The organism is Actinocorallia aurantiaca, assembly GCF_039533685.1.
Classification (GTDB): Bacteria; Actinomycetota; Actinomycetes; order Streptosporangiales; family Streptosporangiaceae; genus Actinocorallia; species Actinocorallia aurantiaca.
In genome coordinates this window covers 101,200-114,824 of record NZ_BAAATZ010000033.1, presented here as the reverse complement: position 1 = coordinate 114,824, position 13,625 = coordinate 101,200, and the positions used below count along the sequence as shown (strand labels likewise).

At 69.7% G+C, this 13,625-nt stretch carries 10 protein-coding genes; 5 read left to right on the top strand and 5 right to left on the bottom strand.

What is annotated here, in order from left to right; translation table 11 throughout:
• The first annotated feature begins 133 nt into the window (after nt 1-133).
• Nucleotides 134-3,109 (top strand): glycosyl hydrolase, encoded by a 2,976-nt coding sequence (locus ABD327_RS32490; protein WP_344456443.1) that lies wholly within the window; start codon nt 134-136, stop codon nt 3,107-3,109.
• A 112-nt stretch (nt 3,110-3,221) separates the two neighbouring features.
• Here the strand turns inward: ABD327_RS32490 and ABD327_RS32485 are convergent, their stop codons facing one another.
• Nucleotides 3,222-4,097 (bottom strand): polysaccharide deacetylase family protein, encoded by an 876-nt coding sequence (locus ABD327_RS32485; protein WP_344456441.1) that lies wholly within the window; start codon nt 4,095-4,097, stop codon nt 3,222-3,224.
• Nucleotides 4,098-4,127: 30 nt separating this feature from the next.
• Nucleotides 4,128-5,153 carry an asparaginase gene (locus tag ABD327_RS32480; protein ID WP_344456439.1) on the bottom strand — a complete coding sequence of 342 codons (1,026 nt, stop codon included), beginning with the start codon at nt 5,151-5,153 and terminating at the stop codon, nt 4,128-4,130.
• Between the two features lie 320 nt (nt 5,154-5,473).
• On the opposite strand from ABD327_RS32480, the gene ABD327_RS32475 reads away from it, so the two are divergent.
• Nucleotides 5,474-5,632, top strand: a complete 159-nt coding sequence (locus tag ABD327_RS32475; protein ID WP_344456437.1) for a hypothetical protein — start codon at nt 5,474-5,476, stop codon at nt 5,630-5,632.
• Nucleotides 5,629-6,669 (top strand): TIGR03617 family F420-dependent LLM class oxidoreductase, encoded by a 1,041-nt coding sequence (locus tag ABD327_RS32470; protein WP_344456435.1) that lies wholly within the window; start codon nt 5,629-5,631, stop codon nt 6,667-6,669. Before ABD327_RS32475 ends, ABD327_RS32470 begins: the two co-directional genes overlap by 4 nt.
• Before the next feature lie 18 nt (nt 6,670-6,687).
• On the opposite strand, the gene ABD327_RS32465 is transcribed toward ABD327_RS32470, so the two are convergent.
• A complete protein-coding gene (locus ABD327_RS32465) occupies nt 6,688-7,287 on the bottom strand; it encodes a TetR/AcrR family transcriptional regulator (protein WP_344456433.1) in 600 nt (199 codons plus the stop codon).
• Between the two features lie 27 nt (nt 7,288-7,314).
• Here ABD327_RS32465 and ABD327_RS32460 point away from each other — a divergent pair, with 27 nt between their 5' ends.
• Together ABD327_RS32460 and ABD327_RS32455 are read left to right on the top strand one after the other, a co-directional pair.
• The gene (locus tag ABD327_RS32460; RefSeq protein ID WP_344456431.1) at nt 7,315-9,738 is read left to right on the top strand and encodes a PEP/pyruvate-binding domain-containing protein; all 2,424 of its coding nucleotides are present in this window, start codon (nt 7,315-7,317) and stop codon (nt 9,736-9,738) included.
• Between the two features lie 20 nt (nt 9,739-9,758).
• Nucleotides 9,759-10,892 (top strand): Rv3169 family protein, encoded by a 1,134-nt coding sequence (locus ABD327_RS32455; RefSeq protein ID WP_344456429.1) that lies wholly within the window; start codon nt 9,759-9,761, stop codon nt 10,890-10,892.
• Between the two features lie 534 nt (nt 10,893-11,426).
• Here ABD327_RS32455 and ABD327_RS32450 read toward each other — a convergent pair.
• Together ABD327_RS32450 and ABD327_RS32445 are read right to left on the bottom strand one after the other, a co-directional pair.
• Entirely contained in the window at nt 11,427-13,265 is a 1,839-nt protein-coding gene (locus tag ABD327_RS32450; RefSeq protein WP_344456427.1) for a hypothetical protein, read from the bottom strand.
• 99 nt (nt 13,266-13,364) lie between these two features.
• Nucleotides 13,365-13,625 (bottom strand): GTP-binding protein (locus ABD327_RS32445; protein WP_344456425.1); only part of this gene is annotated, 261 nt, incomplete at its 5' end.

The following is a 13,625-nucleotide window of genomic DNA, read 5'->3' as shown; positions in this document are numbered from 1 at the left end:
CCGGGCGGATCTCCGCATCCCCGGCCGGCCCGCCCCGGCCGTTCCAGGTCCGGGCGGTCCCGGGCGGCGGCGTTCTCGGGGGACGCCGCCGCCGCTCCCTCCTCACCCTGCCTTCGTGAAACCGAGGTTCGGCATGCCCGAAAACAGCCCCGTCTTCTCCCGACGTCGTTTCCTCCAGACCGCCGCCGTGGCCGGCACCGCCGTCGCCGTCGCGGGCGGTCCCGGCAGTACGCCCGCCGCGCTGGCCGACGCCGGTTCCACCGGTTTCCCCGAACTCCCCGCCTCGGTACGGCCCTGGTTCCGCTGGTGGTGGCCGGACGGTCTGGTCGACCCGGCCGAGATCGCCCGCGAGATCGACCAGATCGCCGACGCCGGGTTCGGCGGCGCGGAGATCGCCGCGGTCCACCACAGCATCAAGGACAAGTCGGTGCTCGACCCGGCCGGGCACGGCTGGGGGAGCGCTCCCTGGATCGCCGGTGTGGAAGCCGCGTTGGAGCGTGCCAACAGGCGCGGCATCGGCATCGACCTGACGCTCGGCCCGGCCTGGCCCTCGGCCACCCCGACGATCACGCCCGACAGCACGGCGGCCTGCAAGGAGCTGGCGTACGGCGCGGTCAAGGTCGCCGCCGGAACCGAGTACACCGGCCCCGTGCCGCCGCCCCTCGTCGCCGCCCACGGCGACGTCGAGGAGAAGCTCCGGTACGTGCACGCTATGCGCGTCAACGCCGCGAACGACACCCGCAAGGAGGTCGGGCTCGAGCCGACCTCCCACATCGACCTGAATGACGCCGTCGCCGACGGGCAGATCACCTGGACCGCGCCCGCCGACGGCGACTGGTACCTGTTCGCCTACTGGGAGCGCGGTTCGGGCCAGAAGCCGGAGTCCGGCCCGCACACCACTCCCGAGTCCTACGTCGTCGACCACTTCAGCGCCGAGGGCACCCGGGCCGTCATCGACTTCTGGGAGGAGTCGGTCCTGACCAGGGAGCTGCGCAGGCTGCTCAAGCGCAACGGCGGCGCGCTGTTCGAGGACTCCTTCGAGCTGGAGACCGACGCCCTGCAGTGGACGCCGAAGATCGACGAGGAGTTCGAGAAGCGGCGCGGCTACGCGCTGTGGCCCGTCCTGCCGGCGATCCTCCTGAACAACGAGAACACCGTCTTCGCCTTCGACGCCGTGCTCAGCCGCGAGGTCCGGCACGACTACTGGGAGACCGTGGCGAACCTGTTCGACGAGCGGCACTTCCGGCCGCTGCGCGACTGGGCGCACCGGCTCGGCATGAAGCTGCGCGCCCAGCCTTACGGGCTGAACACCGACGCCATCGCCTCATCCGCGATCCTGGACGTCACCGAGGGCGAATCGCTGGGCTTCAAGAACCTCGACGACTACCGGGCCCTGGCCGGCGGGCGCGACATGGGCGGCCACCTCGTCATGTCGTCCGAGACCGGCGCCTACCAGGGCGGCGCCTATGCCACCACCTGGAAGAAGATCATCCGGACGATGTCCGGCGCGTACGCGGCGGGCCTGAACCAGACGGTGTTCCACGGCTTCTCCTACGCCACCGCGCCCGGCGTGCAATGGCCCGGCTTCGCGGCGTTCACGCCCTACGACGGCAAGGTCGGCTTCTCCGAGTCGTGGGGTCCGCGCCAGCCCAGCTGGATCCACATCAACGACATCTCCGACTACTTCGCGCGGATCCACGCCGTCACCCAGGCCGGCTCCATGCGCGCCGACATCGCCGTCTTCCGGCAGACCGGCTACTCCAAGACCGGCATCGGCGTCGGCTGGCTGACCTCGAGCGGCGTCCCGCTCGGCTGGACCCACCAGCTCATCAGCGCGCCCCTGCTCGACCTGCCGTCCGCGCGGGTCCGCGGGGGACGACTGGCCCCCGACGGCCCGGCCTACAAGGCGATCGTCATCGAAGGCGACCGGTTCTACGGACGTGCCGCCACCATTCCGCTGGACGTGGCGCGGAAGTTCCTCTCCTACGCCAAGGCGGGCCTGCCGATCATCTTCGTCGGCGAGTGGTCCGCCGCGACCATCCCCGGCAAGGCCGTCGGGAACGAGAACGAGCGGCTCAAGGCGGTTCTCACCGAGCTGTTCGCGCACCCGAAGGCACGCGTCGTCGCGGCCGAGGCGGAGCTGCCCGCCGCGCTGTCCGACCTCGGCGTCACCCCCGACGCCCGGTACGCCGCGACCTCGACGCTGCTCAACGCCCACCGCGTCGACAAGGGCATGGACCTGTACTACCTGTCCAACGGCAAGCATGCCGAGAGCAGCAAGGGCGTCGTCGCCATCGACCACGAGGTGACCTTCACCCGCAGCGGCCGCGACCGCGTCCCGTACCTCCTGAACCTGTGGAGCGGCGAGATCGAGCGCATCGCCCGCTACACCGAGAACGGCGACGAGGTGACCGTCCGGGTGGCGTTGCAGGTCAACCAGACCTGCGCGGTCATCCTGGCGCGCAAGGCCTGGCTGCGGGAGGCGAGCACCGGCCTGCACGCGGTGTCCACCACGGCCGACTCCGTCCACTACCGGGGGAGCCGCCGCCTGCAGATCCGCGCCAAGGCACCCGGCACCTACACCACGGCCCTCTCGGACGGGCGGACCGTGACCACGGAGGTCGAGGCGGTGCCCGCGGCCATCACCCCCGCGGCCTGGACCGTGGCGGCCGATTCCTGGCTGCCCGGCGCGACCCCGGTGGAGACGGTGAAGGAGAAGGTGACCGCGGAGCTGACCACCCTGGCCCCCTGGTCGACCATCCCGGCCCTCCAGGACGTCTCGGGCGTCGGCCGCTACACGACCACCTTCGCCCTCGACGCCTCCTGGACCGACGACAACGGCGCCTACCTTGAGCTCGGCGAGGTCTTCGACACCGTCCGGGTCACCCTCAACGGCAAGGCACTGCCCCCGGCCGACCTCATCAACCCGGTCCTGGACCTGGACGGCTACCTCAAGAAGGGCGTCAACACCCTGGTCGTCGAGGTCACCACGACCCTGAACAACCGCCTCCGCCTGTCCGACCCGGGCGTCTACGGCACCAACCCCCGACAGGCCTACGGCCTGACCGGTCCCGTCCGCATCACCCCCTACACGAAGAAGAACCTCTGACGCTCTGACAAAGGGCTTCTGAGCCGGAAGAAGCGGGACGGAGGGGTGCCGTCCCGCTTCTTCGAACCGCTCACCAGGCCATCATCTCCCAGCCCGGACTCCAGGTCGGTGTTCAGGAATGGTTGCGTTGGGCGTAGTCGTCGGCGATCTCGTCGAACCCGGTCCAGCGGACGCCGTCGTGGCGGTTGATGTGCTCGATGATGCGCTCGTGCATGAGCAGGGACTGCGGACGGCCGGAGACGTCCGGGTGAATCGTCATGGTGAACACCGCATGGTCGTACTCGCGGTAGACCCAGTCGAACTGGTCGGTCCAGAGGGTTTCGAGGTCGCGGGGACTGACGAACCCGTGACTGTTCGGGCTGGCCTTGATGAACATCATCGGAGGCAGGTCGTCGAGGTACCAGGAGGCGGGAATCTCGATCAGCGGGGTCTCCCGGCCGCGGACCAGCGGCTTCATCCAGTCTTCGGCCGGCCGGTCGTAGTCGATCTTGGTCCAGGAGTCGCCGACCCGGATGTAGTACGGCTCGAAGTCGCGATGCATCAGCGAGTGGTCGTACTTGAAGCCGCGGTCGAGGAGCAGTTCGTTGGTGATGCGTGAGAACTCCCACCAGGGAGCGACGTAGCCGGTGGGCCGCCGGCCCGAGCGGCCCTCGATCAGCTCGATCGAGCGATCGAGGACCGCCGCCTCCTGTTCGCGGCTCATCGCGATCGGGTTCTCGTGGCTGTAGCCATGTGCTCCGATCTCGTGTCCGGCGGCCACGCAGGCGTCGAACTGCTCGGGGAACGTTTCGATCGAGTGCCCCGGCCAGAACCAGGTGGAGGGCAGCCGGTGGCGGCGGAACAGCTCGAGCAGGCGGGGGACGCCGACCTCGCCCGCGAACAGGCCGCGGGAGATGTCACAGGGAGAGTCCTCCCCGCCGTACGAGCCGAGCCAACCGCCCACGGCGTCGACGTCCACGCCGTACGCCACCAGAATGTCCTTCGCCATGACGCCCCCTGTCCTGTCTCGGTGCGGCCTTCATCGCCGCCCGGATGATGGAGAACGGCCCCGCGCCCCGGCTTCGGCGAGCCAGGACCGGCATCTGTCGGCGACCGCCGAGGGCGCCGCAGCCGGGACGGCGGCGATAGCGGCCGCAAGCAGCACCCGTGCCTGCCAGGGGGACAGGTCTCCGGCGAAAAGGGCGCCGCCGGTGTTCAGGTCGCTGCTTCCTTCGGCGTACAGGCCGACTACGGGGCCGGCACAGGTCCGGCTGGCGACCGCGACCGGAACGCCCTCGCGCAGCACCTCCAGACACGCCTCGGTGACCTGCGGCGTGGTGTTCCCGACTCCGAAGCCGGCCATCACGATGCCTTGGGCACCGGCACGGCGCACCGCATGCAGGGCGGTCGCGTCGGCTCCGAGGTACTGCGCCACGACGTCGACCCGCGGCAGATCGGCATGGGCTCCGGTCAGCAGCGGCCTTGGCAGACGGGGGACCGCTTGAGGCCGGATCCCTTCCTCATCGACATGCGCCAGCGGACCGCGGCCGGGTGCCGAGAACGCGTCGAGCGCGAGGCTGTTGATCTTGCGCAGGCCGATCGCGGGCCATATCCGGTCGCCGAAGGCCACGGCCACCCCCGTGTGGCGAGCCTCATCACAGGCCGCCCAGCGCAGCGCGGCCGCCAGGTTGCGCGGGCCGTCCGCGCCGGGGGCGCCGTAAGGCCGCTGGGCGCCGGTCATGACCACCGGCACGGCCGAGCCGTGTGCCAGGGCGAGCAGGAACGCGACTTCTTCCATCGTGTCGGTGCCGTGCGTGACGACGACGCCGTCGGCGTCCGCGGCGGCCGCACCGACCTCGGCCGACAGGGCGAGCGCGTCGGCGACCGTGGCCGCGAAGCTGACCGTCCGGCGCACTTCGCGGACCTCGACGTCGACGCCGGAATCGGCCCAGACGTCCTGGGACGCCGCGAGCAGATCGCTGGTGGCCACGCCGACCCGGCGTCCGTCCGGTCCGTCGGTGGTGGCGATGGTGCCGCCGGTGCCCAGCAGGATCAACCGGGGCACGCGGTCGCCGCCAAGTCGGGCTTACCTCCTGAATTAAAGCGATATCTGCGCATATCAATCAGGATCCCCGGCGAACCGGGAGGCCAACACCAAGGTTTCGTTTCGAGTCCCTCTCCCGGGGCCCGGCTCGACCAGGGCGTGCGGTTCGGCCGTGTCGATGATGCGGGCCCATTCCGGCAGGCGGGCCTCCACTCCTGTTATCCATCATCCAGATTCTGTATGTTGTATGACACTGGTGGTGGATCATTCACCTCCTGTTCTGGATGGAGTTCATCGACGTCCCCCCGTTGACGACTTCACCACCCCGATCCGGAGGCAGCATGACCACCCATCGTGTCCTCGACCAGAGCATCACCATGCCCGTCGCGGTCCGCGACGCCTCCGCCGGCCGTCCCCATGCCACGGGGCTCGGTCTGCCCTCTGAGCCGGTCTCCACGGTCTGGATCGAGAAGACGCACGGCACGGAGGGCGGTCGATGAAGCTCGACGTGCAACTGGACGGCCGGCCGGACGAGGCGGCGCAGCGTGCGCGCGCGCTGATCGCAGCAGGGGTGGACGGCCTGTTCACCTTTGAAGGACCGCATGACGTGTTCCTGCCGCTGATCGTCGCGGCCGGCTCGTCGGACGTCCCGCCGACCGACCTGATGACCAACGTCGCGATCGCGATCCCGCGCAGCCCGATGCACCTGGCCAACATGGCCTACGACCTTCAACTGCTGAGCAGGGGCCGGTTCCGGCTCGGGCTGGGCTCGCAGATCAGGCCGCACATCGAGAACCGGTACGGCTCGACCTGGAGCAGGCCGGCCGCCCGGATGCGCGAGACGGTGCTCGCGGTGAAGGCGATCCTGAACTCCTGGCAGGATGGCACCCGGCTCGACTTCCGCGGCGAGTTCACCAAGCACACCCTGATGCCCGCGACGTTCGTCCCCGGACCGAATCCCCACGGTGTGCCGCCGGTCCTGCTCGGCGCGCTGGGCCCGGTGATGACCCGGACCGCGGCCGAGGTCGCCGACGGGCTGCTGGTGATGCCGTTCCACAGCCATCGGCATTTCCGTGAGCGCACTCTTCCGGCCGTGGCCGAGGGTCTGAAGCTGGCGGGTCGCGAGCGGATCGACCTGTACCCGCAGGCGATCGTCGCCATGGGCGACACCCCTGAGGAGATCGAGGCCGCGACCTTCGGGGTGAAGGCCCTGCTGGCGTTCTACGGTTCGACTCCGGCGTACAGGCCGGTCTTGGACGTCGAGGGATGGGGGGATCTGCAACCGGAGTTGAACGCGCTGTCGAAGACCGGCGACATCATGACGATGATCGGGCTGATCGACGACCAGGTGATGCGGACTCTGGCGGTCGTCGGAACACCGGCCGAGTGCGCGGCCGAGATCAAGAGCCGGTTCGGTGACGTCGCCGAGCGGGTCTGCGCTTATTTCCCCGGATCGACCCACCCGCCGGAGACGATGGCCGCTCTCGCGACCGAACTCAGGACGACGACGGGATCTGGTTCCTCTCCCCGGTCGTGAGGGGCGGGTCCGAAATCGTCAGGATGTCGCCTCGTGGTTCGCGGGCCTCACGCCTTTGAGGAGGATGCGGGCCGTCTTGTCGACCCAGTCCGGGGTGAGGCCGTCGGGTCCTCTGGTCAGGGTGGCGGCCAGGGCGGAGCCGATGACCATCTCCAGCATCACGAGTGTGTCGACCTCGGCGTCGAGTTCTCCGCTTTCGACGGCTGCGGCGAGGTTGTCGTCGAGCCCGCGCCACCCCTGGTCGGAGAACCGTTCGAGGAGGCGCCGGTGGATGACCGGATCGGTCGCGGCTTCGGCTATCAGGCCGGGTACGGCGATGCGGGCCAGGGGCGTGGTCAGGAGTTCCGCGATTCGCCGCACCAGTTCGCGCAGGTCTTCGGCGAAGGAGCCCGTCTGGGGTGCGCCGGCGGTGACGCTGTCGCGGAAGGTCGCCTCGTGGACGAGGTGGGCCTTGCTGGGCCAGCGCCGGTAGACCGCGGGCCGGGACGTGCCGGCGCGGTCGGCGATGGCGGCCACGGTCACCTCGGCGTAGCCGACCTCTTTCAGCAGCTCGGCGGCGGCGGTCAGGACGGCGTCGTCGATGCGGGCGTTACGCGGTCTTCCAAGGGGCTTGTTCATTTTCGAGCAAAGTGTAACGTAACTGCCGTGAAGCAGCCCCAGAGCGAGCTCGTCGAGTTGTCGGACGTCATCGATGCGAGGTACGGCGGCAAGGCTCTCGGTCTCGCGAAGCTCGCCGCCGCCGGTTTCCCGGTGCCGGCCGCGTTCGTCATCGCGAACGCCGACGCCGTCGACCTTCCCGCCGGTCTCGAAGCCCGCTACGCCCGGATGTCCGTCTCGGGAGGGGCGGTCGCGGTGCGTTCCTCGGCTGCGGGCGAGGACGGCGCCGTGAGTTCCTTCGCCGGTCAGTACGAGTCGGTCCTGGGGGTGGCCGGATACGACGACCTCCTCGCCGCGATCCGGCATTGTGCGGCCTCCGTGTCCTCGGACCGTGCGACCGCCTACCGGTCGGACGCCGGGATCTCCGGCGCGATGCATCTCGTGGTTCAGGAGATGGTGGACGCGCGCGCCGCCGGCGTCGTGTTCACCGCGGATCCGGCGAGCGGCCGACGCGACCTCTGCGTGGTCGACGCGGTTCCCGGCCTCGGAGAATCGCTGGTCGACGGCTCCGCGAGCTCGGACCACTACGAGGTCGACCACACCGGACAGATCACGAACCGCCAGATCACGGCGAGTCCGGCGCTCACCGACGACGAGGTCATGGCCGTCGCGGCCGGAGCCCGGACCGCGCAGACGCTGTGGGGAGAGCCCCTGGACCTCGAATGGGCGATCGACCGGACCGGCGGGATCCGCTGGCTTCAGGCACGGCCGATCACCACCCTGCCCGGGGACCTGAACGAGATGGACAGCACGGTGGCCGGCGAGGACCACGTCTACACCCGGTGCAACATCGGCGAGATGATGCCCGGCGCCTTCTGCCCGCTCACGGCGTCCGTCAGCGGCCGGGCGATCGAGTACGCGATGCAGATGGTCCAGGTCGCCGGCGGGTTCCAGGACTCCTACCACGAGGACCGCTGGCTGCAGCTCGGCTACTTCTCCGGCCACCTGTTCCTCAACATGACCGAAGGCACGGCCCTGAGCGCGGGGATCCTGGGCAACTCGCTCGAGCAGTACTCGCTGTCGATCGCGGGCCGAGTCGTCCCCGAGCTGGTGCCCAAGCCGCCGAAGCCGTTCGTCCGCCGCCTGGTCAACACCGTCCGGCTGACCACGTTCGCGCTCTCGGCGGGACGGGCGATCCGGCGCCTGGACCGCGATCTGGCCCGCTTCGACGCGCCGTCCGCGGCGGAGCCAGCGGCCCTGCTCGCCGAGCTCGACGCGGTGATCGCGCTCTACAACGAGGCCACGCTCACCCACGTCCGGTCCTCTGCACGCTCCGCCGTCGCCGCGAACATGCTCGAACAGACGGTCACGCGCGAAGCGGTCCGCGCGGGCCGCAGCGAAGACGAAGGCCGTTCCCGGGCCGCCGCGCTGATGGCCGGTGCCACCAACGTCGAGAGCGCCGTCATGCTGGAGCACCTGGACGACGTCATAGGCCGTCTGGCCGCGGACAAGGCGGAAGCCGAGGCGTTCCTCGACCGGGACCCCGCCGAGGCCGTGACCCGGCTGATCGCAGGCGACGGTCCGATCAGCCGTACGTTCGACGAGTTCCTGCGGCGCCACGGCCACCGGGGCTACCGGGAGCTGTGCGTGCGCGATCCATCCTGGGCGGACGATCCCGAAGGACTCGGCACGATCATGCAGGCCATGCTCCGTGCTCGCCTTCTCGCCGGAGACACCACCCGACCGGCCCACGCGGCGCCACAGGAGAACGTTTCCCCGGTGGTGCGGGTGATGGCCCGCCTGGCGCGGGCCGGGGCACGCGGACGTGAGGCGACGAAGTCCCGGATGGTCCTGGTCGCCCACCGGCTCAGCCACGGCTACCGCCTGCTGGGGGAGCGGTTGGCCTCGACGGGACGGCTGCCCGACGCCGACCTGGTGTTCTTCTTCGACCGGTCGGAGCTGCCGGAACTCGTGGGCGCCGACGACGTCGGGGACCTGGTCGACCGCGTCCGGGCGCGCCGAGCGGCGCTCGCGTTCCAGGCCCGGCTCGAGTTCCCGGACGTCTCCGTCGGCAAGCCCGTCCCGACCCGGCCACAGCCTTCGCAGGAGATCGAGGACGGCGTGATCATCGGGCGTCCCGCGTGCGGCGGCGTCGTCGAGGGAACCGTCCGCGTCGCGACCACGATCGCGCAGGCCCGGGAACTGCGACCCGGAGAGGTCCTGGTCGCGCCCGTGACGGACGTCGGCTGGACGCCGTACTTCACCCTGATCGCCGCGCTCGTCACCGACATCGGCAGCTCGGTCTCCCATGGCGCCGTCGTCGCCCGCGAGTACGGCCTGCCCTGCGTGGTCAACACCCAAGGCGCCACCCGCGTGCTCCACACCGGCGACCGGGTCCGGGTCGACGGCGACCGCGGCACCGTGACACTGCTGGACCACTCTTCTGCCGCGCCCTCTCCCACCACCGCGTAAAGCGACCCGGAGGTCTCACCGTGCCCGAGGTACCTGGCGTCTTCCCGCTCGACGAGTTCCCGATCCACCAGATTCCCGCCCCCATCGAATGGGTCGGCAGCAGCGACCGGAACTTCTACGACCGGTCCTACTGGAACGCCCACGACCGCACCGGCGACATCATGATGATCACCGGGATCGGCTACTACCCGAACCTCGGCACCAAGGACGCGTTCCTTCTCGTCCGACGCGGCGACGAGCAGACGGCACTGCACTTCGGCGACAGGCTCGACGGCGACCGGCTCAACCAGCACTGCGGCAACTACCGGATCGAGGTCATCGAGCCGCTCAGAACGTCACGGCTGATCGTCGAGGAGACCGAAGGCATCTCGCTCGACATCACCTGGCGCGGCCTCTTCCCCGCGATCCCCGAGCAGCGCCACATCATGCGCACCGGCGGTCACCGCGCGACGCTCGACGCCCAGCGCTTCGCCCAGGTCGGATCCTGGGAGGGCGACCTGACCATCGACGGTCAGGAGTACGACATCACCCCGGACACCTGGCGCGGCACCCGCGACCGCTCCTGGGGCATCCGGCCGGTCGGCGAGAGCGAGCCCGCGGGCGCCCCCGGGCAACCGCCGTTCGACGGGATGTGGTGGCTCTACGTCCCCATCGCCTTCGACGACTTCGCGATGATCGTCATCATCCAGGAAGAGCCCGACGGACACCGCATCCTCAACGACTGCCACCGCGTCTGGCCGGACGGACGAACCGAGCAGCTCGGCTGGCCGCTCGTCACCACGGACTACCGGCCCGGCACCCGCACACCCCTGACGGGCACCATGAGCTTCCGCACCCCCGACGGAACCGACGTCCTCGTCGAACTCGAATCGCTCCTGCCCCTCGCCATCCACGTCGGCGGCGGATACGGCGGCGACTCCGACTGGGCGCACGGCCAGTGGCGAGGCGAAGGATGGAGCGAACGCGTCACCTACGACATGACCGACCCGCAGGTCATCGGACGCGTCCCCTTCGGCCTGACCGACAGCGTCGGCCGAGCGGTCTGGCACGAAAAAGACAAGCCGCCACTCGAAGGATGGGGCCTGTACGAACACGGCGTCATCGGCGTCCACCGACCCTCCGGATTCCACGACTGGCTCACCAACGCCCCGTGAACCGACCGCACCCGACGCCCGAGCCGACACCGGGCGCGGACTTCACCCACGTGATGACTCGGGCGGAAGGGGACGATCCCTGAGCGACGCGGCCAACCTGTGCGGGGGAGAAAAGGATGCGAGCGTTCGGGTGGACCGTCCGGCAAGGTCCACCCGCCTCTGTGGGAACAGGGACGTCTCTCCACCGGCCCGTTCACCCGCGCTGCCTTCACCGGCATGTTCGACTTCGCTGCCGCGACGTTCTTCGGGGGAGCGGTCGATCTCCGGGAGGTGAAGGTGGGAAATGCATCCGTCGTCGGCGCCGACGAGGGCGGGACCGGGGTGGTCGAGGCTTCCCCGAGCTGCGATGCGAGATGTCCGTTAGAGGGATCCCCTAACGGAAGACCTCCCGTGAGCATGCTCCGCCAGCTACCGCTGATTCCGCACGGGGTCGGCACCGAAGACCTACCTGGGCGACAGCGGTGCCGCCGCCTGAAGTAACCCTCGAATACGGCACACCGCAGGACGCTTCGATCGCCTGTTTCACTGGTCCGCTCAGCGGCCGTGCCAGGGGCGCACGAGTTTCCTCATGTTGTGGCCCGGCCCGCAGAAGGACGCGCGCTCGACCGCGCCTGACACGACGTTCAGCCGGTAGACGCGGGCCGCCTGTCCTACCCTCAGGTGCTCTCTCCCGTCGAGGAGGAGGTGCTCGTCGTCCTCCCAGACCGCCGATTCCCCGGACACGGGTTCCGGCAGCCGGAGGAGCCGGGACGATCCGCTCAGCTGATCCCGGATCAGGGCCGAGGAGCCGTTCTCTTCGACGGTGAAGGTCCGGGTCCCCGCAGGAGACAGGTCGGGTCTGGGCGGCACCAGGCCCTCTATAGTCTGGATGACCTCGTGGCTCCCGTCCACCAGGTCGATGAGGTGGAGTTCCTCGGCTTGTCCCCGCCCTCGACGGGCTTTGCGGACGGCGGCGAGGTGGCGGCCATCCGCCGAGAACGCCTGTGGGGTTTCATAAGAGCCTTCGCCGATTGGCAGCCGTTCGCCGTTCCACGCCACCAACTCGAGCCCGCGCTGAACCAGGACGATTCCGTGCGGCGTCTCCCAGGCCCCTTCAGGGCCGTAGCAGCACATCATGAAGTCGGGGTCTTCGTCCCAGTCGATGAGCACCACCGACTCGCCGTCCCTCCAGATCGTCAGCCTGCCGTCGGCAGCGATCACTCCGGCGGCAGGCGGGGCGCCGAAGGGCACCGTTGAAGGCCCAGACGGCCGCCACGGACGCTCGTCGTCCTCCATGAACACATACGAATCCCGGAACATCGGCTGGAACGACCATTCCCGGGCGTCCTGGCCCCAGGTGTGCAGGGCGGACACCCGGTCATCCGGCGACAGCCGCAGTAGAGGACAGGACGCGAGCGCCGACCGGACCTCGTCTGCGGAGACGAGTAGCCGTTCGGCCAGCTCTTCGACCCGCAAAGTCTGCTCCCTGGTGGTCCACCGCATGATCGAGCAGAGGTCTACGGCGAGTTCGTGGAAGCGCAGACCGTCATGGACACATCGGGCGGCGCGCTCGCTCGGGACACCGGGATCCGGCACCGCGCGGTATCCGTATGCCTCGCGGATGAGCAGGCCCTCATGGACGAGGATCTCCAGCGCCTCCACCAGGGCGCCGCCGTCACAGAACACCTCGTCGTCCTCGCAGTCCCCGTACGGCCTGAGGAATCGCAGGATCTCCCCGGGCGAGACGGCTCCGGTCCCCCACGCCGCGGGTTGGTCCTCGGAGGCCGCGACCGCCGCCTGATAGAGAAGCCACAGGGGCTCGGCCAGCAGGTCCTCCCAACCCGAACACTCGGGCCCGACGGGCGGTCCAGAACGCTTGAACCACCGCGGCAACTCGGCGTCGCCGTCCACCTTCCAGAATCTCAGGCACCACCGCGTGCCGTCCGCTCTCCGCTCGGCCAGCACTCGAACCCGGTAAAGGCTCTGGCCGCCCAGCTCGAGTTCGCCAGTAGACCGACTGCTGCCTGCCGTGATCCGTCCACTCCGGCTGAAATAGAGCGTCTCCGAGACGGCATCCCACTTGCGGAAGTCCTCCGCTGCGGCCGGCGCCTCGTGGAATTCGATGCGGACGCCGACTTTGCCCTTGTAGGGCACGCCGGACAGCCGGCCGCGTCCGCCGCAGGCGAACGTTCCCCGCTCGGACCAGGGGGGCGACGGAGGAGACTCCGGTTCCTCGACACCTTCCGGGAGTATCCAACGCCGCATCGGAAAGTCGTCGCCGCTCAGCCGGGCACCCAGGCCCAGCCAGAACGCGTCGTCAAGGACGTCCTGCACCGTCAGGCCGACGTTCTCCCGCCAATACTCATCATCCTGGACGAACCTCACCAAAGTCATGCGCGCAAGCTATCTGCGGGCACCCCCAAAAATGGGACCACAGGACACCGCGAGGCCTCCACATCGTTGTCCGTCAGCGGCTGAGGACGGCGGGGCGGGTCACGCGGGCTCCTTGAGGTCGAGGAAGGGGGCGAAGGGGTCGTCGGCGGGGTCCAGGGGCTCGCCGGGGACGAGCAGGCAGGCGTCCAGCAGTGCGTGGACGCGGTCGCGGTCCAGATCGGGGCCGGTGAAGACCAGGTGCTGGACGCGGTCGCCGTGCTCGGGGCACCAGTCCAGGTCGGCGGCCAGGACCCGGGTGGCGGGCAGCCGGTCCCGCTCGGCCGCGGGAAGGGCGGCCAGCCAGGCTCCGGCGTCTTCGAC